Origin of the sequence: Vibrio profundum, from assembly GCF_050337555.1 — a bacterium.
GTDB classification, from domain to species: Bacteria; Pseudomonadota; Gammaproteobacteria; order Enterobacterales; family Vibrionaceae; genus Vibrio; species Vibrio profundum.
The window spans coordinates 240,650-261,986 of the sequence record NZ_JAKJTA010000006.1; the positions used below are offsets into that span (position 1 = coordinate 240,650).

Consider the following 21,337-nt stretch of genomic DNA (forward strand, 5'->3'; position numbering starts at 1 on the left):
CTTCTGGCTCTTATACATATATTTTAGTTACAACTCTGGCAGGGTAAGCAATTGTATTAGCGCTTAATGATTTAGTCAGATTTGCACCCGCTCCCACAACAGCCTTACGACCAATAGACAGCCCTTGAATTATTGTCGCACCTGCACCTACATAAGCATTCTCGTCAGTGATGACCTGACCACAAAGCGTCGCGTTTGGTGCAATATGATTATATTCACCAATCTGACAATCGTGCTCTATAATCGCACCTGTGTTAACTATACTATGGTTCCCTATCGTTGCCCCAGTCTGAATGATAGACATAGGCAAAACTTGAGCACCATGGCCGATCTCAGAAAAAGGCGAAACAAAGGCACTATCTGCAATGATGGTTTCAAATTTGTAGCCTAACGAAAGGAAGTGTTCATTCATTCTTCGTCTTAAACTGGATTTTGGCATCATGCCAATCCCATTGACTAAGCGGATATCTTCTTTTAAGTAACCAAAAACATCATCGTCATTTCTCAAATGCGTGATACCTGAAAAAATAGGCCTCTGGTTAACATCGTCAGGGCTAACAACGGCAAGGATCTCTCTTCCTTGTTGTAGAAGGATATCCACTAGAACAGAGGCGTGTCCTCCTCCTCCAATCATGACGATCGGAAGCCTTGACTTATTACTCACTGATTAGCTCTCCAGCTTTATAACCTTTGTTCGCTGTGCGCCCAATAAGATCCCAATAGCGATATGGTGACAAACCAGAGCCAGGCCGCTTAATTATGAGGTTGGATTCGGTTAGCTTTTCGCCTTCTTTGATATCAATTGCTGCCACTAAACTTTTTCTAGCCACGGTTTTATTCTTCACTTCAGATACAGTTGGTGTCTTTACGCTAGAACCTAGTGCAATTTCAATTTGACGAATAGCTTTTACCATTGCCTCGAGTTCTTTTGGCTCAAGAGAGGCTTTATGGTCTGGGCCTTCCATGTTTCTATCTAGCGTAAAATGCTTCTCGATCAATACAGCACCTCGGGCCACTGCTGCTATTGGAACCGTTATACCTTCACTATGATCAGAATAACCTGCTGGTAGATCAAATGCTCGACCAAGGGTATCCATAGCTTTCAAGTTAATCTCTTCCATTGGCGCAGGATATTCAGTGGTGCAGTGAAGTATCGTGATTTTCTCTTTTAATGCTTTCTGGCCAGCTTCTGATGCATAAGCTTCTTGAAAACCTAGCATAGAAGGCTCTGCATTTTTACCAGCGGTATAGCCAAAGGCAATAACCCCTAATGCCGTTTCAATCTCAGAAAGTGTCGCCATTCCTGTAGAAACAATAAGATCGCATCCAGTACGAGCGTGCTCTAATACAAGAGGGGCATTAGTTAGCTCACCCGAAGGCAGCTTCAATCGAGTTAAGTGTAGGTCGTTCACTAAGAAGTTTAAGCTTTCTAGATCGAAGGCCGTAGACAAAAATTCAATACCCAGAGAATCACAGTATTTGACTAGCTCGTGATGTACTTCGTATGAAAGCTCCAAACGACTTAGCATAGCCAACTGCGACTCTTTTTTTTGAGTATTCGTTACTTGATACTCAGCTTGTTTTGCTTCTTCTGTCACTAGATTTTTAGCTTTAAAAGTTTGAAACTTTACAATATCAGCTCCAGCCTTATGTGCAGCATCTACCAAAGCAAAAGCTAACTCTTCTTGACCATTATGGTTTACACCAGCTTCGGCAATAATTAAAGTCATTACTATCTCACTTAAATTCTTCAATGTTTAAGTCAAAGAATGACTTACAAGGATCAAAGCGTAAGCCTTTGATCATTTCGATGACTTGTTTGCTACTGTCGCCCTGACCGTAAGGGTTCACAATGTGTTCGCCTTCAGCTTTGTACTCTCGACTTATTGCAAGGTCAATCGCTTTTCTAATCGATTCTTTTGTAGCTGTTGTGTGAAGAACACTCTTGGCGGCTAAGCGCCCTTTTTGTCTTGAACCAATATTCACAGTTGGAACATCGAAAGCAGGGACTTCAATAATACCACTCGAAGAATTTCCAATCACTGCAGCTGCATGTTTAACTGAACTTAAGTAGCGTACTTGTCCAAGAGACGGAATTGCTAACACGCGCTGACGCTGGTTTGCAGCATAGGCTTCAAGCATAGGAATTATACGCCTCCCGCCATCATCAGCATTAGGGTACGTCAATATAATTTGGTGGTCAGGGAATTCATCCAATACATCGAGTAACGCTTGAAAACCTTCTTCAGGAGGCTCATCTCCCAGTGTCACTGGATGGTAAGTTACAACAAAATAAGGACTTACCAGCTCAAAATTCAGTGACTCACTCAACTCGGAAACCGTCATAAAAGATGCTCGGTTTAAGTGATCTAGACCAATCGCACCAATATTTTTTACTCGTTTTGGAGATTCACCCAATTGAATAACTCGACTTCGGTACTCGTCTGTTGACGTACCGTGCAAATAGCTTAACTTCGTAATCGCATGACGAATAGCATCATCATAAGCGCCTTCTGTTATTTCACCACCATGTAAATGAACAACTGGGATACGAAGTATCATCGAAGTCTGCGCTGCAGCAAGAGCTTCAAAGCGGTCACCTAAAATAACAAGGACATCTGGCGCTAGTCGTTCCAATGCATCTGCGAAACCTAGAACACCAAGCCCCATGCTCTTTGCTGTTCCTACAGCAGAATCAGAAGACAGCAAAATCTCAATTTTTTCATCGATATTGAAGCCATCTTTTTCAATTTGCTTGTAAGTATCACCAAACTCCGGAGATAAGTGCATACCAGAAACTAGCAATTGAAGTGTTAAACTTGGGTCGCTTTGTATGTCCTTTAAAAGCCAAAAGAGCAGACCATACTCTGCTCTTGTGCCAGTAAAGACCGCGACTTTTTTATGTGTCTGCGTCATTTTTCTATTTAACCTGCTTAACTTCCGATTTCCACGGGTGTACTTGGAAGGTTGATTAGGTGTGCCTCTATAAATTCCGAGTAAATAAGATCACCGCGCATGGCATTCTCAAACATTGGCAATCTATGCATTAGCTGCCAAATTGGGCGAGTCATAACACCTAAATCATTTGTGCCTGTAAGGATCTCTTCTCTACTTTCTTTATCTGGGCAGATGATTGCATTCAACCAGTAGTTTGACTGCGCATAATCTGGCTCAGTGACAAACTGGAAATCTGTTCCTGTGAAGAAGTCACGGTAGCATTCTGCCAGCTGTCTCTTTTGCTGCAGGTATTGATCAATCACTTCCATTTGTGCACAACCAAGTGCAGCATTCAGATTAGGCATACGGTAGTTAAAGCCTGGCTCATCATGGAAAAACTCGTAAGGATGAGGAACTTTTGCAGTCGTAGTGACATGCTTCGTTCGTGCTCCTAGTTCTTGAGTTTTACATAGAACCATACCACCGCCGCCAGTAGTAATGATCTTGTTGCCATTGAAACTGACCGCACCCAAATCACCGATAGTACCTGTGTGTTTACCCTTGTAGAAAGATCCCAGGCTTTCTGCTGCATCCTCTACTAAAGTAATGTTCCATTTCAGGCAAACTGCAACTAGTTCATCAAGCTCTACTGGGTGGCCAAATGTATGCATCGGCAGAACAGCTTTAACTTGCTTGCCTGTTTTCTTATGAATGCAACCAGTCTCGGTTACCTCTGCATGTTCATTTAAAAATATATCCACAGCTTTAGGGCAAAGGCCTAGACTCACTGGAGAGATATCCACAAAAATCGGTTCTGCCCCCATATGATAAAGAGCATTACAGGTTGCAACAAAAGTGAGAGCTTGTGTGATTACAAGGTCTCCTCGTTGAACATCAGCCATGTACAAGGCCGCATGTAGCGCTGCTGTTCCATTGACTGTCGCTACTGCTTTAGCCGCCCCAGTGTACACTTCGACCTTTCGCTCAAAATCATCAACAAATTTACCTACACTAGAAACAAATGTACTTTCAATTGTTTCCATTACGTAGGCTTTTTCGTTGCCATTAAACGTTGGTGCGTGCAACGGAATGAATTCGTCAGTTTTATAGATGTCTCTAATAAATCTAACAATAGGTGTCGCTTTCATTACTTACTCCGTTTACATTTTGCTATCGAGGTATTTACCGGTTTCTTTGTGACCAAAATCAGGGAGCATGGTAAAGAACAGTTTTACAATTTGATCCTTAGTCCAAGCTCTCTCGCCTTTCATCTCTGAGATTCTGTTTTCAAACAAAGTAAGTAACTCTTGCTCATAACGTGGTTCATTTTTGATGACGCCAAGATTTAAAAATTGGGACATATCCAACTTTTCTTTGTCTGTGAAAAACTCTTCGAAATCTTTCTCGCCGGTTGTGTCACTCGCAGTAAACAAGCATGGCCACTTACCCTGCTCCGGAAGCGTGTGAGCAAATTGGCGAGCTTCTTCTTCTGTGTCACATAGATGAGGCTCATAGCCAAGTTGTTCTAAATACTTCACTGCAATATCTGCAAACGAAATCAGGTGGAGAGCTTCGCTCAACTTAGGGAAAAAAATGTCACGGTTTTCACCGAAGATACAAGACATTAAGCATAGCTCACCAGACTCTTGCGGTGTAACGAAGTAGCGTTTGATATCGTTTGGAGCCACGATAGGTTGACGTTTTTGAATACGCAGGTTGAACCCATGTAACAATGAACCATCTGAGAATGCAACATTAGCAAAACGTGCGGTTGATATATCCATTTGCTCACTTTTACGCATTAGGAACATTTCCATAATACGCTTTGAAGCACCCATCATATTGACTGGGTTTGCGGCTTTATCAGTAGAAACGCAGAAGTATTTTTTAGCGCCGGCATCAATAGACTGCTGAATGGTTTTATCTGTATTAAATACGTTTACATCGATCATTCTCATCAACGTGTAAGGGTCTTTTTCGCTTCTAACATGCTTAAGGGCGGATAAGTTCAATACATAATCAAACCGACCATCTGCTTTGATGAACGCATCATACTCTAGCGAACCGATATCTAGAGCGAATGTCTGGAAGTCACCATCGATGTAACCAAATGAGCTACGAATATCTCGTACTAACTCAACCATGTTGTTTTCGCTGATATCAACCACATGTAGTTTTTTCGGGTTACGTTTGAAAATTTCTTTGGTTACAGCTTGTCCAATTGACCCTGCGCCACCCAAAACAAGGAATCGATTTTGAGAAACTATAGAAGAAAGCTGTGATTCGATATTTGTGATATCTTTGGCAAACAGGGGATCGGTACGCCCGATCAAAGGTAGGATTGAGTTCATCTTTTCAACCATTTAGTTACTATGTGTCTGCATATTCCACGTCATTCTACTTAACACACTATCACTGACAGTGTAAAGCCTTCAAGCTAGTATCTCACTAGCGTAGTACTTAATAGAGATATGGAAGGAGACAAATTTGTCCATTTTATCACTCTACCTAATTTTGTGCGACCACAATTCAAACACTATAACCCAGCTCGGCAAACTGGATAGTTCGAAATTTCCACTACCTGAGATTTAGAATATCAACTAATCAAGATCAAGCCGCTGTATGCCCCCTTTCCCCCGAACAATTAGACTTTAACAACGCAAGAATGGATAATATTGACCTCAAGTATAGTAGATGTTCCAGCATAGGCGACAAGCCCTATCACTCATCTTTTATCATTTTTTAATAACACAAAAATAAACAAAAGGTAGAGTACAGATTGAAAGTTTTACAAGTCATGGTGAACAGCTCTGCTCACGCCTTCGCTGGCGGAGCTCAAAAAGTACTAGTCGAATTAGGTAATAATTTATCACGCCGTGGGAATGAGGTAACTTCTGTATATAATGACACTGCTCCTGGAGAGTTGTTTTTCAAAGCTAAGTTTGGCTCAAAGATTATTAACCTTAATGTAAAGGTAGAGGGGAAATTACACAAGTTCTGGAAAGTGTTGAGAGAAATAATAAAACCATTAACAAATAGCCGTTTGGGACAATATTTTCCGAATCCGGTACAATTGGAGCGATGTCGACTGCTAGCTAAACCTCTTAAAAGGTTAGTTGAAATAGAACGTCCTGACGTCATATTAGCCTATGAAATGAGAGACCATGACTCCTTATCTATAGGATTAGCAAATGGCTCACTTCAAAATATCCCTATAATTCATATGGTTCATAGTGAAGTAACTAGTTATTACGATCGGTTTAATTATATAGAGAAGAAGCGAATTAAGTCATGTGCCGCCGTTCAGGCTCTTACTCCTAGCTTCGCAAGTCAGCTTAGCGAACTCATAGGTAGAGATGTTAATTTTATAGGTAACATTGTGACGCCACCGAATACATTTGCTGATCTGAGTGCAACAAAACTGCGTCGACGTGTAATTATGCACTCAAGATTAGACCCCAAAAAGCAACAACATATATTACTCGAATCTTTCGCTCTAATAAAAGATGAATTCCCAAACTGGGAAGTGGTGATTTTTGGAAGTGGTACAACCCGAGGATACCTATACAAACTACAGTCCATCATAGATAACAATCACATGGCAGATCAAGTAACGATCCATGCTCCTACTTCTGATGTTCTATATGAGCTAAGTAATTCGGATATATTTGCCTTCCCTTCAATACATGAAGAGGGCTGGGGGCTAGCCTTAACCGAAGCTATGTCAGTGGGTTTACCTTGTATCGGGATAAATAGTACTTCTGCAATAGACTACTTAATTTCAAAAACACAATCAGGCTTAACTACCGACAACTCTCCGGAAGATTTCTCCAGAGCATTATACAAACTAATGTCTAATCAAGATTTACGAATTAAATATGGAAAAAATGCAAAAGAAGGTGTTAAAAAATATTACGCTGATAATGTCTGCCAAGACTGGGAATCATTATTTGAAAAAGTAAACAAACCATAACACAAAGCTAACGAAGCCAATTCGTTAGCTTATTAATATTTAATGGTTTAATCGGTAATTAAACCTGCTATAACGTAGAATCCACACGATTACTTATAGTGGGTTTTTCGCCTCTAAATACAAGAATCTCATATACTTAGAGCGTCTCTCATCAAATATTAATTTTAGTTCAGATTCTGTCGGCTCTTGAGGGAATTCATACTCTTTAACCCTATTCGGGTAGTCAATCATGACACTAATGTTATGTGTTCCTTTAAACCTTTCAATTAGCTCTTCCGTAATATTTGGAATGATACAATCATGTGATTCAATGATAAGATCAACATTAACAAAATTAGGAACCAAATTAGGATTTAATAGAGCATGTTCTCCACCCTCAATATCACAAAATACCAGGCTGTTATTTTTGCAAACTTCGTTAAGTTCCGTATGAGAACATTCACCGGATATGGTTATATTTTGTAGATCGTTTTCTTTGGCCAGCTTCTCTGTTAGTTTTTGTGCCTCTTTGCTTATATCATAAGCTAAAATCGAAGCGTCTGGCATAGCCCTAGCGAATCCGCATGCGTAGTATCCCTCAGCACAACCTATATCAATAATTCTAGAATACTTCTTATGGTTAATTGCTTTTTCAATCCAAAGTTGAATTGGTTCTTCATACGAACCTAATATTTTTGGAAGCAACATGCTACCATGAGCGTCTCCGATATACTTGGTTCCTTTAAACGGCCCATTTAAAACAACATACCTATCTAGAAACACCTCCGACATAATCCTTTTTTGCTCGTTAATTCGTTCTACCTTTCTCCTTTCATGCTTTCCTTTTTTTATAAATCTAACTAAAGCACCCATTCCTATACTCACTTCTTCACCATTATAATAGACACTGAATAAACTCTCTTTTCCATACAATTGTAACAAGAGTGTTTACGTAAAAATCATTGGTAGATAACACCATCAATCACTCTTAAAATCAACATAAGTGTATCATAGAAACACCAGCTTTATTTAATTGACTTTCAATTATCTCGTACTTATTTCTTACTACCAAATCATTTTTATTGGTATTTACTATATTTACGACTGGCAAATCTGGAAATAATACTCTACATGTAAATAAAGCCGTTGACCCCATCCCCACAATCTTGGACAGTCTAATTGATTGCCTAATGATCTCCAACTCTATTGGCTTAGATGCTTCATAGTATTTTACCCCGTTCAGTCTCTTAATTTTATTAGAGACTTCTTCTTTCTCATTCCTGTGAGGGAAGTATAAAATTTCCTTATTCTCTCTCAAGAAGTAAATAATTTCACTCAAGTAATCATCGATAGGTTTATGATTCTTATCACCCACGGAACCTTGCCCCAAAAATCCGACTGGAGAGTTTTCATTATGAGGATTAAACTTATAATCCTCATTCAATAATTGAAGTGTGTTTCTGACAATCGGGTACTTATCGCTATTTATATTAAATATCGTGAATATTTCCAAATTATTAGGGTTATGCATTCGGCCAGCAGGTTTTATACCTTTAGCCTTCATAATCAAATCAGGTATAAGTCTTGGTCTATAATACTCTTTATTTGGCTTAATTGTTTCCTCATATTCGAATAATGTTAACGCACCGTCATCAAAGTATATGTGTCGCTGGAAAGTAAAATTTGATATAATTACCTTTGTCCGTAAGCTATTAAACTCAGCAAAGAAAAAACCTTCCTCTACCAAATCCAACTCTTTGCATAGCCCCTTTATTTTCTTGATTAATTTTGGTGTTGTTTTTGTTCGATTCCCTGCCGGAAGGTAAAACACATGATCCCAAAGACTAGGATCGATAATAGATTTTAACTGTAATAACCCTTTCTCTGTATCATCGAACTCAACCACAAGGATAGTATTTAAGGATTGATAGCTATTTCTCGCTTCATTTGCGCAAATATACTGAAATGGAGATGTAACATAAAATAAATTCATAACTCACTACTCTATAATGCCTAAAGACCTAATATTTCTTTCGATAGATCCTCTATTTTTTTTCACAACGTCCTTAGCAAGCTCACCTTTTGTTGCTGCTTCTTTTTTATTCCTAAATAGATATAGAACCTCATTTAGAATATCATGATGAGATTCAACAATCTTACAGCTGTTAACGGCGTTAAGCTGGATTGTGATATCTTTAAAATTATAATAGCTAGGTCCAATCAGGGTTGGTTTCCCCATTGCGGCTGGTTCTAACAAGTTGTGGCCCCCAACTTTTTTACCAAGAAGACTCCCCCCCATAAAACATACATCACTAGCACCAATCAGTGTTAATAGCTCTCCCATAGTATCACCAATATATACAAGATCATCACGCTGAGGGTAACGCCCGCTAGTACGAGTGATCGTATTAAATAATTTTTGGCTTAGTGTTGCTACGTCTACAAACCTTTCTGGATGTCTAGGTACAACCATTAGCAGAGCATTTGGGAACTCTTTTACCAGATCTTTATGTACATCTAAAATGATCTGGTCTTCTCCTTCGTGAGTGCTAGCAGCAATCCAAATAGGCCTATCTACCCCTATCTCTCTCCTAAGGTTACTAGCGTAATAAATTATTCGTTCTGAAATAGGAATATCGAACTTAATCGAGCCAACCACTTCAAGTTTACTTTCATCAACGCCTAATTTATGGAATCTTTTTTGATCATCTTCGTGGACACATTGAAATTTTGTAATACTCTCGGAGATAATGTCAAATAATGGTTGTACTTTCCTATAGCCATTGCACGATTTCTCAGACATCCGGGCATTTATAACAAAGATCGGAATACCTGATTTAGAAACTTCCCTCAACATATTCGGCCAAAGTTCTGTTTCTACTATTATTAATTTCTCTGGTCTAACTGTGTTAATAAATCTACGAACAAATATAGCAAAGTCAATTGGCATATAACGATGCTCTACTAGACCGGCTAACTTTTCAGCCTGCTTAGCACCAGTTGGAGTTGTTGTAGTAAACACTATATTTAACTCAGGGTTAAACTGCTTAATGCGCCTAATAAGAGGAGTAATAGCAATAGTTTCTCCTACCGATACAGCATGAAACCAAAGGGATTTCGAAGAACTGTTTGATAAAGCTGGTGTAACTCCAAATAGCTCTTTCCATCTCGGTCCATATGTAGGCCTACCTTTCTTTTTCTTAAGCAGGAAAAATAGAAAAAAAGGAGCTATCAAAGTTAAAACAGTTGAGTAGATAAAAATAATCATCACTTCCCCACTGTCATTTTACTATTGTATTTCGATCAGCATGAGTCCACTTTCCTCTAGGCTTATCTAAATACTGAAAGTGCTCATTTGTAAATGCCCCTTGAATACAGACGCTGCGTCGTTCTTTCGAAGTCACTGTGGATATATCTATAACATTATTAAAAACACCTGGGCCGGTCGTTCCATAAACACCAAGTTTAGGATCGTAGTTGTTGATATTAAATATCATAGCCTCTAAAAGACGCTTATAGTCTGGATTCTTTGGCTTTGTTGCTAAAAAATAATTTGTAAGCTCGGTTCCATTTTTATAGGAAATGTACAATGCATCATCCATCCCTAATATATCATTTAGTTTCCTCACCAAAGTAGCATCAATGTCCATGTATATTCCACCTTGCATGTATAAGGTAGCGACACGCCATAAATCTGCTTGGGCAGCTCCATCAGTAAGCTTTTTATAACTTGCATAAACTTCCTTTGGCGCATTATTTCTTAGGTAAACGTCCCTTTCCTCAGTACTTACATATCTATATTCATAATCTAAAGACATTAGCCGATTAAACAAATAGTTGACATACACAGGTAGTGTAGACTTATTAGAGTAATTTGTTTGCCAAATGACTTTTGGTATATTATTATTTTTTTTTGATACAACTTTTTTAGGTGAATATACGGGTATTGTGAATCGAAACTTTGGAAACACAATGTGAAACGGATAAGAAAGTAACTTTACAATATTACCGACAATCCTAATCAGGACATTAAAAAATTTCACTTTGTTAAAACTCATACTCATTAAATCCCATTCGCTCTTTATTTATTACTCTATAAAACCGCTGTAGACTTACATAAAAAACCAAATTAATAATTTATTAAAAACCATACACCTCCTTTCCATATAGTTATAACTACGCCACACTTCCTCTAATTCATTATTAACTTGTGGAACCAAGCGCTATTCCAATTTATATTCGACCTAACTTTCTCTTTTAAAAATGATCTCCGCAACCTTTCTAAATTACCCTGCTTCCAGCTATCCCCTGATTGCTGAGAACACTTATCAAAGTCGATAATCCAAACCTCATCTTGATCATCGATAAGAATGTTGTGAATATTAAGATCGGTGTGATTCACTTGGGCATTATGCATTTTGCGAATTTCTTGTCCAATTTTTTGGTACATTTCCGCTGGTAGGGGCTTTTCTTTCAGAATCGACACAAGATCTCGTGCGTTGGGGACTTTTTCGCTCAATAAGTCCGCTTTATAGCCCAGCCCACTTTTTATGGCTCTGGCGGCCATTGGTCTTGGGACGTTAATTCCCGCTTCAATTAAATGATGAAGCAGCTGAAACTCTTGATAACAACGTGTTTTCTGCCAACCTGAGAACCAATAAGTGTCCTTGATGAGTTTGCCAAACAAGCCACCTCGGCGATAATGGCGTAGCGCCGCCTCTAAATTCTGCGTTTGCACAAACCAAGTAGTACCACGCCCTTGAGCACTGCCTATCACTTTGTCCTGCTCGCTCCAGAACTCTGGGTCGCAACATCGGGTTGGATCTTCTGCCAATAAGGACTCGTCGTACCAAATGACTTGATTCGGTTGGGTTATCTGTTTCATTACTCTCACGGGCCCAATTAACATTAACGCTTAAAGCGAAGGTAAAATAATCGAATAGGCTATTTTACATCTATCGCGACAATCTGCATAATTCTTGGCACCTTTTTCTTCTCGGTCTTATGTCATGGCGCTGTTTTCTACTCCTCCTCGCTCTCTTTGTATTTTACGTTTGTCTGCCATTGGAGATGTCTGTAATACCATCGCGGCCGTTCAAACTATCCAATGCCAATGGCCAAGCACAGAAATCACTTGGATAACGGGAAAACTAGAAGCGCAGTTAATTGAAGATTTAGAAGGAATACGTGTCATCACCTTCGATAAAAAACAGGGGTGGAAAGGGTATAAAGCACTTTGGACTCAACTCAAAGGCGAGCGGTTCGATGCATTGCTGCACATGCAATATGCGCTGCGCGCCAGCATTGCGACACTAGGAATTAAAGCCAAGTACAAACTCGGCTTTGATTCAGAGAGAAGCCAAGATTTTCAGCACCTGTTTACCAATGTCAAAGTTCCATCACCAAACAAAAATCATGTGCTGGATGGCCTGCTCGCATTTTGCTCGACCTTGGGTATTGATGATATTAAACCAAACTGGTCGATTCCCTACTCTTCTGAAAATAACATTTGGGCAAGCAACCAACTAGACGTTAGCAAACGTAACTTAGTACTCGTGCCCGCCGCAAGTAAAGGCTACAAGAATTGGCATGCGAAAGGCTATGCCGAAGTCATCATTCATGCCCATCAACTTGGCTGGAACATCATCTTAGCTGGCAGCCCAGCGCAGATTGAGATCGATTTGGCAGAACAGGTTCAATCTCTCACTGAGCAAGCGGTTACGAATCTAGTTGGAAAAAGTACTTTAAAAGAAATGCTCGCGCTGCTTGATGGCGCTGATTTGGTGATCGCGCCCGATACTGGACCGGCGCACATGGCCAATGCGGTCAACACGCCTGTAGTTGGGCTTTATGCCCACCATAACCCAAAGCGTACTGGACCATATCAATATGTAGATTATGTGGTCTCTGCTTACGAAGAAGCATTGCTGGCCGAAACGGGAAAAACGCCGGAACAAGTCAGTTGGCGCACCCGAGTAAAAGACAAAGCCGCGATGAATCGCATCCAAGCTTCGCAAGTTATCGCCATGTTCGATAAAGCCATTGCGGATTTTGATTTGCACTAACCGCCACCACAGTTAAACTAGTGTCGCGTTTTGCCAAATCCAAACTATTTGAGGTACTCGAGTGAGCAAACCAACTCTCGCCGTCGCGTTGATCGTCAAAAATGAAGCCCAGCATCTAAAGGCCTGCCTAGACACCGTGCAAGGTTGGGTCGATGAAATTGTCGTGCTCGATTCTGGCAGTACCGATAATACGGAGCAAATCGCACGTGAGTACACGGATAAATTTTTCGTCAATGAAAATTGGCTGGGGTTTGGCCCACAGCGCCGCATCGCACAATCTCACGTCGAGTCCGATTATGTACTTTGGCTAGATGCCGACGAACGCGTCACTCCAGATCTCAAAGACAGTATCTTACAGGCCGTCGCTGCCCAAAAAACCAATACCTTATATCGCTTTGCTCGTTTGAGCTGGGTGTTTGGCCGCTATATACGCCATTGTGGTTGGTACCCTGATCGCGTTTTGCGCCTCTATCCGACCAAGCTGACTCAATATGATGATTCGCTCGTACACGAGAAAGTGGAAGTATCCAAAAGCATGCAAGTAGAAAACCTAACTGGTGATGCGATCCACTATACTTACAACGATATGAACCACTATCTGGTGAAATCGGCAGGCTATGGCAAAGCATGGGCGGAGCAGCGCCAAAAACGCGGCAAGAAAAGCAGTCTCAGCCAAGGCATGCTGCACGCTGTAGGTTGTTTTATGAAAATGTATGTGCTTAAAGCCGGCTTCTTAGATGGCAGGCAAGGCTTGTTGCTGTCTTTGCTATCGGCGCACTCGACTTTCATCAAGTACGCCGACTTGTGGATCCGAACGTCTACGAAGCCACCTCAGGAATAAACTCTGATAACCAAGGATTAAGTTTGGTGAGAACTGAACTTACATCAATTCGAGCCATGTCTTCTTGACTGTGTTTATCTGCTGCTGGCGGCGGGCAAAAAGCAATATGGTTGCCGTCAGAGTTGATCGGCTGCCAGCGCAGCGGCGTGGCTGAACGTTTGCTAGGAAAAAAGCCGACCGTTGGTACATCAATCGCGGCTGAAATATGCAATGGCCCCGTCGAACCTGCAATAAAACAGTCTGCGCACGCTAACGAGGTGGTAAAGTCCACCAAGCCATCGTTTTTATCGTAAACGCAGGCTTGCACACCCCGTTCTTGCACTAATACCTGCAACTCATGTGCCTTGGCTTCTTCTCCGGGACCCGCCGTCAGTACGACCTCACACTCTTCTTCAATACCCTTGATCAACGCACTGTATTGCGCCAAAGATAAATTATTGGCAGAGCCGCCGCTGCCCGCATGCACAAATATCCAAGGCTTATTAGTTGAGAGCTTGAGTTGCGTCGCGAGCTTCGATTTCTGCGCAGCTAACTGCTCGTTAGAGAAAGTCAGGTACGGTGCGGTTGGTTCAACAATTTCTAACCCCATTTCACGCAAAAAGACACGAGCCAAGTCGAGATTATATTCAAACTCAGGTTTAGCGGATTGAGAACGCTTTTGCTTTACACGTTTATTGTAAAAAACTTGCGCTAACTTAGTCGCAGGTGCCAAACGATAAGGGATTTTCGCTTGCCACACTAACTTGGCATTGTAGGTGGTCGAGAATAGATTAATCGATGCATCAAACTTCTGCGATTTTATCTCCTCCACTAGCTTTTGTCGTTCCGCTCTCTCCGCTCGTTTACCACAATCGATCAGCACCTCATCAATCCAAGGGCATAAGCGCGCTAATGCGGCCGTATAGGTTGGCACCAAAGCGGTAATATGACAGTCGGGCATCGAAGATTTAAGCATAGCGAAGCTCGGCCATGCCAACATAAAGTCACCAATTTTATCGTTTCGTACTACCAGCAGCTTTTTCATCGCTTTCTCTATCTAATGCTTGTCAGTGTAAGTTGCGAGCTTAATCATACCGACTTCAATAGGTAATTTTGAGCCTTTTTGTTAAGATTGAAGCAGATACCCAGATTTCGAGCGCCTGATTGTGAAAACAAAACAAATATCCCGAGTGATTTACCCCGGCACCTTTGATCCTCTGACGAATGGTCATTTAAACCTTATTGAACGTAGCGCTGAGATGTTTGATGAAGTGATTGTCGCTGTCGCCGCAAGCCCAAGTAAAAACACCATGTTTAGCCTTGAAGAACGAGTCGGCTTCGCGACTCAGGTCACTAGCCACCTTGATAACGTCAGCAGTAAAGGCTTTTCTGGCTTAATGGTGGATTTCGCTCGCAATGAAAAAGCCAATGTCCTAATTCGCGGCCTACGGACGACAGTCGACTTTGAATACGAGTTTGGCCTCACCAATATGTATCGCCGTTTAATGCCGGGGCTAGAGAGTGTTTTTCTCACGCCAGCCGAAGAACATGCTTTTTTATCGTCAACCATTGTTCGTGAAGTGGCAATTCACGGTGGCGATGTCGATAGTTTCGTTCCTGAAGTCATTGCGGCGGCATTAAAGGCCAAAGCCAAAGTTTAGACCACGATCATAGGGAGCTAATGTTGGCAAACTGAGCAAAAGAAAGTATTTCGCTGCGCTATTTTTTGCTCTTCGATTTCTTCGCCGCAATTGGGGCAAGGCTGCTTGGCTTTACCATACACATTGAGTTCCTGAACAAAATACCCGGGCTTACCATCCACTTGAGCAAAATCTTTCAAGCTGGTTCCCCCTTGAGCGATCGCACGCGTTAAAACTTGTTTAATTTCAAAAACCAAAGTTTGCCATTCCACAGCCGATAATGTGTTCGCTGGCCGCGTCGGGTGGATACGAGCCGTAAATAGTGACTCATTGGCGTAAATATTACCGACACCCACCACCACTTTATTATCCATCACAAATTGTTTCACGGCCACACGTCTTCCGCTCGCTTTTTCCTGCATTCGCTGGGCATGAAAATCGTCGCTCAGTGGTTCTGGGCCAAGATTGCTGAGAACAGTATGTTGCTCTCCTACCTCACACCACAGCCAAGCACCAAAGCGCCGTGGATCGTTATAGCGCAGCACTTTGCCATTTTCCATCACCATATCCACATGATCATGTTTACCGGCGGCTTGCCCAATATCAATGACTCTCAGTGATCCAGACATGCCTAGGTGAACCAAGGCACACCCCGCCTTGGTTTCAATAATCAAATACTTAGCACGGCGACTGATCGCGTCCACTGTGCAGCCTTGCAACTGCTTCAGCTCTTCTGGAATTGGCCAGCGCAACTTACCAGCGCGAAAGGTCATGGTTTTGATAACTTGGCCAAGCAGATGGGGAGTAATTCCCATACGACTCACTTCAACTTCGGGTAACTCAGGCATATCGTTCCAATCACGTGTCGTTAAGGTGGGAGGGCTTAAAATTCAAAAAATTAGGGAAATAAAAATTTGTTACTGACAGTGATCGCTATCCACTTATCTTTCCAATTTTTCAACAATAAAAACTTAGGCGTTGTATAAAAGGTAATTCTTTGCGGCTCATTCTGTCCCTGATACCAAACTTCAATGGTTTCAGGCATCCCTAAACTGGGTTTTAAACTGAGATACGTTTTCTCATCAATTTCAGTGCCCACCAAACGATGCCACCGTTCAACTAATTCACTGGCCGTGACATGACTCGGGCGGCTTATCTGCCATTGCCCATCTTTTTTGTCCAATTGCCAAGTCGCAAAATTGATTGCTTGCAGAGAGTAGTTTGGATTGAGCAGGGTTTCATGCTGTGGGTGCGTGTCTTCAATCAGATAGGTTTTGATGATTTGTGGCAGGTTAAGCATCAAGATAAAAACGATGACGGATAAAATTAAGATATTGTTCCAGCGACGTCGATTGTCTTTCATGACTGCCATCCATAAGCATTGAATTTACTTCGATTGTATTCAATATAAGGGGCTTAGAATGCACACCACGACAAAATTGTGATCAGGGTGCTAAATCGCAGCCAATAAAAAAACCCAACTGAAACAGTTGGGTTTTTTACACAAACTTATAGAGAAGAAAATCAATTACTTGATTTTAGCTTCTTTATACATAACGTGTTGGCGAACTACTGGATCAAACTTTTTGATCTCAAATTTGCCTGGCATGTTACGCTTGTTCTTGTCAGTTGTGTAGAAGTGACCAGTACCAGCAGAAGATACTAGACGGATTTTCTCACGAATGCCTTTAGCCATTGTTTAATTCCTCTTAAACGTTTTCGCCACGTGCACGGATATCAACAAGAACAGCATCAATGCCTTTCTTATCAATAATACGCATGCCTTTAGCAGTTAGACGTAGTTTAACAAAACGTTTTTCGCTCTCTACCCAAAAACGATGAGTTTGTAGGTTCGGCAGAAAACGACGCTTAGTAGCATTTCGTGCGTGTGAACGGTTGTTACCCGTTACTGGACGCTTACCAGTTACTTGGCATACTCGGGACATGAATGTCTCTCCAAATCGTTTCAGCTCGATATCAACCTTGGTGGCCGAACCTCCCTCTCAAATGAATAAGAAGCTTGAGGTTAAAAACCGCATGGAAAGTCCATACAAGGCTATCAAAGGTCGCGTATTATACTAACTTGATGCGCATTGCTCAAGACCCGAACAGATCCTTTTTACAGATTTTCGTGATCTTTTGAACAGAGCTGAATTTAGGTTCAAAAATTGTCGGGCGATAATATCAGATTTTGCGCAACTAACAAGCTCAAATCCATCCTCGTTCGGCAAAAGACACCACTTCACCATCTCCGACAACGAAATGATCAAGCACCCGAATATTTACTAAGCTCAGCGCATCTTGCAAGCGATGGGTGATTCTCTTGTCGGCGTCACTCGGTTCAGCCACGCCTGAGGGATGATTGTGAGCCAAAATGACCGCCGCTGCGTTGTGATGCAGAGCCCTTTTTACCACCTCACGAGGATAAACCGATGCCGCATCCAATGTTCCAGAAAATAAAATCTCATCGTCTATCATGCGGTGCTGAGTGTCTAAAAACAGTACGTGAAACATTTCTCTGCTTTGATCGCGCAGAATCGAGGACAAAAATTGTTTCGTCAGCTGGGGGCTGGTCAATGCTTCCCCTTTCTGTAGCGACTCAGCCAAATAACGCTGCGCCATTTCCATTACTGCGCTGACTTGTGCATATTTAGCGGGCCCCAATCCATTAATTGCACAAAACTCTTGTTCTGATGCTCTGAGCAAGCCTCGTAGCGAACCAAACCGGCCGAGTAGGTGGGCGGCGAGTTCAATGACATTCATCTGTCTTGTTCCTGTACGTAAAAAGATGGCGAGCAATTCCGCGTCGCTGAGCGCTGTGGCGCCATGACTAATAAGCTTTTCACGCGGCATTGAGCTACTGGGCAGGTTTTTCATTGAAACACTCAGTGTGACCAATTTGGTGATAACCATAAATCAAGCACGCGGTATTCATCCAGATAAACAAAAGACTTTGCGATGAATTTCTGTTGTTCGCCCCTCATAGAGTGAGCAGCAGAATGATGAGCCGAGGTATTACTCGCAGCCTTGTAAGCACGAATCCATTGTCGCCGAAACTAGGCACAATGGGCGTGATCTGCTATCTTAGCCCCGTCATTAGAAAGGATTGAACAAGATGCAAACACTCGCGGAGAAAAAGATTCTGCTGGGCATTAGTGGTGGTATCGCAGCCTACAAATGTGCCGAGTTAACGAGGCGCTTAATTGAACGCGGCGCACAAGTGCAAGTCGTCATGACTACTGCAGCCAAAGAGTTTATTACTCCATTGACCATGCAAGCCGTCTCCGGCAGGCCTGTTTCCGATAGCCTATTGGACCCTGCTGCTGAAGCGTCCATGGGGCACATTGAACTGGCGAAGTGGGCCGATCTCGTTTTATTGGCCCCAGCCAGCGCCGATCTAATGGCTCGTATCAACGCAGGCATGGGCAATGACCTTCTGACAACTCTAGTGTTGGCAACCGATGCGCCTGTTGCCATTGCTCCTGCGATGAATCAACAAATGTACCGCAACCTCGCAACCCAAGAGAACTTGGCAACCCTCGAACGCCGAGGCTTTACCATTTGGGGCCCAGCATCCGGTGAGCAAGCTTGTGGTGATATTGGCCCCGGCCGCATGTTAGAGCCAATGCAGTTAGTGAAATCATGCGAGAGCCATTTTCAGCCAAAATTACTCGATGGCTACTCGGTGCTCATCACCGCAGGTCCAACGCGCGAAGCCATCGACCCTGTGCGCTATATTTCGAATCACAGCTCAGGAAAAATGGGCTACGCACTCGCACAAGTCGCCGAGCAGCTCGGCGCGAGCGTAACTTTAGTCAGTGGGCCTGTACAGTTACCGTGTCCAGTGAATGTTGAGCGTATGATGGTAGAGAGTGCTACCGAGATGCATCGAGAAGTAATGACACATGCACCTCAGCATGACATTTTTATCGGCTGCGCTGCTGTTGCGGACTACCGACCAGTGACCGTCGCGAGAAACAAGTTGAAAAAGACAGATGACAAAGACGGTATGTCCGTCGAAATGACCAAAAATCCAGACATCATCGCGTCCGTTGCTGCGATGACTGAACACCGCCCATTCACCGTCGGCTTTGCCGCAGAAACGCAAGACGTCGAGAAATACGCAAAAAGTAAATTGACCAAGAAAAACCTCGATCTCATTTGTGCCAATGATGTCTCAATCGCAGGTCAAGGTTTTAACAGCGACAGCAACGCAATCACACTGTACTGGCCCGACGGCGAACAGCGTTTGCCACTAAACTCTAAAGCAGAGCTAGCACGAGCAATCTTACAATTTATCCAACAGAGATAAGTATTCCCAGTAAATCAGAACAATGCAGTAAACCAGAACAATGCAGTAAAGAGGAAAGAATTCATGGTCGGCAATAAAAAGTCCAATCGCCGAGAAGAAATTTTACAGGCACTGGCGCAAATGCTGGAGTCCGCCGATGGCGCGTCACGTATTACCACCGCCAAGCTCGCCAAGCAGGTCGGGGTGTCGGAAGCCGCGCTTTATCGACACTTCCCAAGCAAAGCTCGTATGTTTGAAGGCTTGATCGAATTTATTGAAGAGTCACTGATGTCGCGCATCAATCTCATCTTGTCTGAAGAAAAAGACACTCTTACGCGACTAAAATTAGTGCTGCACTTAATTCTCGTGTTTTCTGAACGTAATCCAGGCTTAACAAGGATTTTATCGGGTCACGCCTTGATGTTTGAAAATGAACGTCTGCGCGATAGAATTAATCAACTTTACGAGCGCATCGAAACCTCACTTAGACAAGTGCTACGTGAACGAAAAATTAGAGAGGGTAAAGCCTTCCCCGTCGAAGAGTCCGTTTTAGCCGCGCAACTGCTCGGGCAAGTTGAGGGCAGTCTAAATCGCTTTGTTCGTTCAGAGTTTAAATATTCACCGACACAGAATTTTGACCAATATTGGGCGCTGTTAAGTGCGCAAATAAAGTAACCATTATGAGTAACCATCCCGTAAAAAAACCGCCATTCACCCTCTCTTTACTGCACCCTAGATATTGGGGAGTATGGTTTGGGTTTGGTTTATTAGCATTAATCGTCAGTGTATTGCCCTACCCTCTATTGCTAAAACTAGGCCGCTCGTTGGGCAACCTAGTCAAATTATTGGGTAAGAAGCGTGTCGCGTTTGCTCGCCGGAATGTCGAGCTCGCCTTTCCACAGAAAACACCACAAGAAGTCGAAGCGTTTGTTGAAGAAAACATCAAAAATACCGGCATGGCCCTGATTGAAACTGGCATTGCTTGGTTTTGGCCTGATTGGCGATTCAAAAGATTGCTAATCGCCAAGGATATCGATGAACTAAAGCGACTCGATGCCGCAAATAAAGGTGTATTGCTGTGTTGTGTGCATGGGCTCAACTTAGAAATCACCGCGCGTGCCTTTCCGCTCTTGGGCCTGCCTGGATCGGGCGCCTATCGACCAAATACCAATCCCGCCTATGAATTCATTCAATATCGTGGCCGTGCTCGCAGTGGCAACGAACAAATCTACCGCACCGATATGAAAAGAATGATCCGAGTGTTGCGTAATGGAGGACGGTTATTTTACTTACCGGATCAAGATTACGGCCATCATCGATCCGTATTTGTCCCGTTCTTTGCTGTAGAAGAAACATGCACCACCACGGGCACCAGCATTCTAGCCTACACCAGTAAATGCGCCATCGTCCCCGGCTCAGGTTTTCGCAATCAAGATGGAAAATATGAAATCATTGCCGATCAATCGATTGAGGACAATTACCCACAAAAAGATGAATTCGCCGCGGCAGCCTACATGAATAAATTTGTCGAACAGATTATACTTCGGGCCCCCGAGCAATGGCTTTGGCTACATAAAAGGTACAAATCGCTACCTGATGAGTCAAAAACCAACTCGCGCTACCTTTAAATGT

General features: G+C 42.5%; 23 protein-coding genes. 7 read left to right on the plus strand and 16 right to left on the minus strand.

Annotation, left to right across the window (positions count from 1 at the left end):
* Positions 1-10 precede the first annotated feature (10 nt).
* Genes L4C34_RS07120 through L4C34_RS07140 form a run of 5 tightly spaced genes read right to left on the minus strand, consistent with a single transcriptional unit; the run spans position 11 to position 5,288 of the window.
* Positions 11-664 (minus strand): acetyltransferase, encoded by a 654-nt coding sequence (locus L4C34_RS07120; protein ID WP_428788640.1) that lies wholly within the window; start codon positions 662-664, stop codon positions 11-13.
* Entirely contained in the window at positions 657-1,730 is a 1,074-nt protein-coding gene (gene neuB / locus L4C34_RS07125; RefSeq protein ID WP_428788641.1) for an N-acetylneuraminate synthase, read from the minus strand. The genes L4C34_RS07120 and neuB overlap by 8 nt, the downstream gene beginning before the upstream one ends.
* A 7-nt stretch (positions 1,731-1,737) precedes the next feature.
* Positions 1,738-2,916: a UDP-N-acetylglucosamine 2-epimerase gene (gene neuC, locus L4C34_RS07130; RefSeq protein WP_428788642.1), complete on the minus strand. Its 1,179-nt coding sequence runs from the start codon at positions 2,914-2,916 to the stop codon at positions 1,738-1,740.
* A 17-nt stretch (positions 2,917-2,933) separates the two neighbouring features.
* The gene (locus tag L4C34_RS07135) at positions 2,934-4,085 is read right to left on the minus strand and encodes a LegC family aminotransferase (protein ID WP_428788643.1); all 1,152 of its coding nucleotides are present in this window, start codon (positions 4,083-4,085) and stop codon (positions 2,934-2,936) included.
* Positions 4,086-4,097: 12 nt separating this feature from the next.
* Entirely contained in the window at positions 4,098-5,288 is a 1,191-nt protein-coding gene (locus L4C34_RS07140) for a UDP-N-acetylglucosamine 4,6-dehydratase (RefSeq protein WP_428788644.1), read from the minus strand.
* Positions 5,289-5,716: 428 nt separating this feature from the next.
* Here L4C34_RS07140 and L4C34_RS07145 point away from each other — a divergent pair, with 428 nt between their 5' ends.
* The gene (locus L4C34_RS07145) at positions 5,717-6,910 is read left to right on the plus strand and encodes a glycosyltransferase (protein WP_428788645.1); all 1,194 of its coding nucleotides are present in this window, start codon (positions 5,717-5,719) and stop codon (positions 6,908-6,910) included.
* 93 nt (positions 6,911-7,003) lie between these two features.
* Here L4C34_RS07145 and L4C34_RS07150 read toward each other — a convergent pair whose 3' ends face one another.
* From L4C34_RS07150 to L4C34_RS07170, 5 genes are all read right to left on the minus strand, one after another.
* Positions 7,004-7,774: a methyltransferase domain-containing protein gene (locus L4C34_RS07150; RefSeq protein ID WP_428788646.1), complete on the minus strand. Its 771-nt coding sequence runs from the start codon at positions 7,772-7,774 to the stop codon at positions 7,004-7,006.
* Positions 7,775-7,883: 109 nt separating this feature from the next.
* Entirely contained in the window at positions 7,884-8,882 is a 999-nt protein-coding gene (locus L4C34_RS07155) for a glycosyltransferase 52 family protein (RefSeq protein WP_428788647.1), read from the minus strand.
* Between the two features lie 6 nt (positions 8,883-8,888).
* The gene (gene waaA, locus L4C34_RS07160; RefSeq protein WP_428788648.1) at positions 8,889-10,160 is read right to left on the minus strand and encodes a lipid IV(A) 3-deoxy-D-manno-octulosonic acid transferase; all 1,272 of its coding nucleotides are present in this window, start codon (positions 10,158-10,160) and stop codon (positions 8,889-8,891) included.
* A 10-nt stretch (positions 10,161-10,170) separates the two neighbouring features.
* Positions 10,171-10,947, minus strand: a complete 777-nt coding sequence (locus L4C34_RS07165; RefSeq protein ID WP_428788649.1) for a glycosyltransferase family 32 protein — start codon at positions 10,945-10,947, stop codon at positions 10,171-10,173.
* A gap of 134 nt (positions 10,948-11,081) precedes the next feature.
* Positions 11,082-11,774 (minus strand): 3-deoxy-D-manno-octulosonic acid kinase, encoded by a 693-nt coding sequence (locus L4C34_RS07170; protein WP_428788650.1) that lies wholly within the window; start codon positions 11,772-11,774, stop codon positions 11,082-11,084.
* A gap of 124 nt (positions 11,775-11,898) precedes the next feature.
* On the opposite strand from L4C34_RS07170, the gene L4C34_RS07175 reads away from it, so the two are divergent.
* Both L4C34_RS07175 and L4C34_RS07180 read left to right on the plus strand, forming a co-directional pair.
* A complete protein-coding gene (locus L4C34_RS07175) occupies positions 11,899-12,954 on the plus strand; it encodes a glycosyltransferase family 9 protein (RefSeq protein WP_428788651.1) in 1,056 nt (351 codons plus the stop codon).
* A 61-nt stretch (positions 12,955-13,015) separates the two neighbouring features.
* Positions 13,016-13,795, plus strand: coding sequence for a glycosyltransferase family 2 protein (locus L4C34_RS07180; protein WP_428788652.1), 780 nt, complete (start codon positions 13,016-13,018; stop codon positions 13,793-13,795).
* Here L4C34_RS07180 and L4C34_RS07185 read toward each other — a convergent pair.
* The gene (locus tag L4C34_RS07185; RefSeq protein ID WP_428788653.1) at positions 13,773-14,819 is read right to left on the minus strand and encodes a glycosyltransferase family 9 protein; all 1,047 of its coding nucleotides are present in this window, start codon (positions 14,817-14,819) and stop codon (positions 13,773-13,775) included. The two genes, L4C34_RS07180 and L4C34_RS07185, sit on opposite strands and share 23 nt — an antisense overlap.
* A 121-nt stretch (positions 14,820-14,940) precedes the next feature.
* On the opposite strand from L4C34_RS07185, the gene coaD reads away from it, so the two are divergent.
* Complete coding sequence (gene coaD / locus L4C34_RS07190; RefSeq protein ID WP_428788654.1) at positions 14,941-15,435, plus strand: pantetheine-phosphate adenylyltransferase; 495 nt, start codon at positions 14,941-14,943, stop codon at positions 15,433-15,435.
* 17 nt (positions 15,436-15,452) lie between these two features.
* On the opposite strand, the gene mutM is transcribed toward coaD, so the two are convergent.
* From mutM to radC, 5 genes are all read right to left on the minus strand, one after another.
* Positions 15,453-16,262 (minus strand): bifunctional DNA-formamidopyrimidine glycosylase/DNA-(apurinic or apyrimidinic site) lyase, encoded by an 810-nt coding sequence (mutM, locus tag L4C34_RS07195; protein WP_428788655.1) that lies wholly within the window; start codon positions 16,260-16,262, stop codon positions 15,453-15,455.
* 50 nt (positions 16,263-16,312) lie between these two features.
* A complete protein-coding gene (locus L4C34_RS07200; protein WP_428788656.1) occupies positions 16,313-16,786 on the minus strand; it encodes a hypothetical protein in 474 nt (157 codons plus the stop codon).
* A 156-nt stretch (positions 16,787-16,942) separates the two neighbouring features.
* On the minus strand, positions 16,943-17,110 hold the full coding sequence (rpmG, locus tag L4C34_RS07205) for a 50S ribosomal protein L33 (protein ID WP_002535344.1): 168 nt from the start codon (positions 17,108-17,110) through the stop codon (positions 16,943-16,945).
* Between the two features lie 13 nt (positions 17,111-17,123).
* Entirely contained in the window at positions 17,124-17,360 is a 237-nt protein-coding gene (gene rpmB, locus L4C34_RS07210; RefSeq protein WP_004728407.1) for a 50S ribosomal protein L28, read from the minus strand.
* Positions 17,361-17,622: 262 nt separating this feature from the next.
* Positions 17,623-18,327 carry a RadC family protein gene (gene radC, locus L4C34_RS07215; protein ID WP_428788657.1) on the minus strand — a complete coding sequence of 235 codons (705 nt, stop codon included), beginning with the start codon at positions 18,325-18,327 and terminating at the stop codon, positions 17,623-17,625.
* A 202-nt stretch (positions 18,328-18,529) separates the two neighbouring features.
* Here radC and coaBC point away from each other — a divergent pair, with 202 nt between their 5' ends.
* The 3 genes from coaBC (at position 18,530) to lpxL (ending at position 21,333) form a co-directional block, all read left to right on the plus strand.
* Positions 18,530-19,726, plus strand: a complete 1,197-nt coding sequence (gene coaBC / locus L4C34_RS07220) for a bifunctional phosphopantothenoylcysteine decarboxylase/phosphopantothenate--cysteine ligase CoaBC (protein ID WP_428788658.1) — start codon at positions 18,530-18,532, stop codon at positions 19,724-19,726.
* Positions 19,727-19,789: 63 nt separating this feature from the next.
* Positions 19,790-20,380, plus strand: coding sequence for a nucleoid occlusion factor SlmA (slmA, locus tag L4C34_RS07225; protein ID WP_428788659.1), 591 nt, complete (start codon positions 19,790-19,792; stop codon positions 20,378-20,380).
* 5 nt (positions 20,381-20,385) lie between these two features.
* Positions 20,386-21,333 (plus strand): LpxL/LpxP family Kdo(2)-lipid IV(A) lauroyl/palmitoleoyl acyltransferase, encoded by a 948-nt coding sequence (lpxL, locus tag L4C34_RS07230; RefSeq protein WP_428788660.1) that lies wholly within the window; start codon positions 20,386-20,388, stop codon positions 21,331-21,333.
* The last annotated feature ends 4 nt before the right edge of the window (positions 21,334-21,337 follow it).

Coding starts and splice junctions, on each gene's coding strand:
- neuB (WP_428788641.1), bottom strand. CDS start 1,730: ATGACTTTAATTATTGCCGAAGCTGGTGTAAACCATAATGGTCAAGAA.
- neuC (WP_428788642.1), bottom strand. CDS start 2,916: ATGACGCAGACACATAAAAAAGTCGCGGTCTTTACTGGCACAAGAGCA.
- L4C34_RS07135 (WP_428788643.1), bottom strand. CDS start 4,085: ATGAAAGCGACACCTATTGTTAGATTTATTAGAGACATCTATAAAACT.
- L4C34_RS07140 (WP_428788644.1), bottom strand. CDS start 5,288: ATGAACTCAATCCTACCTTTGATCGGGCGTACCGATCCCCTGTTTGCC.
- L4C34_RS07155 (WP_428788647.1), bottom strand. CDS start 8,882: ATGAATTTATTTTATGTTACATCTCCATTTCAGTATATTTGCGCAAAT.
- L4C34_RS07165 (WP_428788649.1), bottom strand. CDS start 10,947: ATGAGTTTTAACAAAGTGAAATTTTTTAATGTCCTGATTAGGATTGTC.
- L4C34_RS07170 (WP_428788650.1), bottom strand. CDS start 11,774: ATGAAACAGATAACCCAACCGAATCAAGTCATTTGGTACGACGAGTCC.
- L4C34_RS07175 (WP_428788651.1), top strand. CDS start 11,899: ATGGCGCTGTTTTCTACTCCTCCTCGCTCTCTTTGTATTTTACGTTTG.
- L4C34_RS07185 (WP_428788653.1), bottom strand. CDS start 14,819: ATGAAAAAGCTGCTGGTAGTACGAAACGATAAAATTGGTGACTTTATG.
- mutM (WP_428788655.1), bottom strand. CDS start 16,262: ATGCCTGAGTTACCCGAAGTTGAAGTGAGTCGTATGGGAATTACTCCC.
- L4C34_RS07200 (WP_428788656.1), bottom strand. CDS start 16,786: ATGGCAGTCATGAAAGACAATCGACGTCGCTGGAACAATATCTTAATT.
- rpmG (WP_002535344.1), bottom strand. CDS start 17,110: ATGGCTAAAGGCATTCGTGAGAAAATCCGTCTAGTATCTTCTGCTGGT.
- rpmB (WP_004728407.1), bottom strand. CDS start 17,360: ATGTCCCGAGTATGCCAAGTAACTGGTAAGCGTCCAGTAACGGGTAAC.
- radC (WP_428788657.1), bottom strand. CDS start 18,327: ATGGTTATCACCAAATTGGTCACACTGAGTGTTTCAATGAAAAACCTG.
- coaBC (WP_428788658.1), top strand. CDS start 18,530: ATGCAAACACTCGCGGAGAAAAAGATTCTGCTGGGCATTAGTGGTGGT.
- slmA (WP_428788659.1), top strand. CDS start 19,790: ATGGTCGGCAATAAAAAGTCCAATCGCCGAGAAGAAATTTTACAGGCA.
- lpxL (WP_428788660.1), top strand. CDS start 20,386: ATGAGTAACCATCCCGTAAAAAAACCGCCATTCACCCTCTCTTTACTG.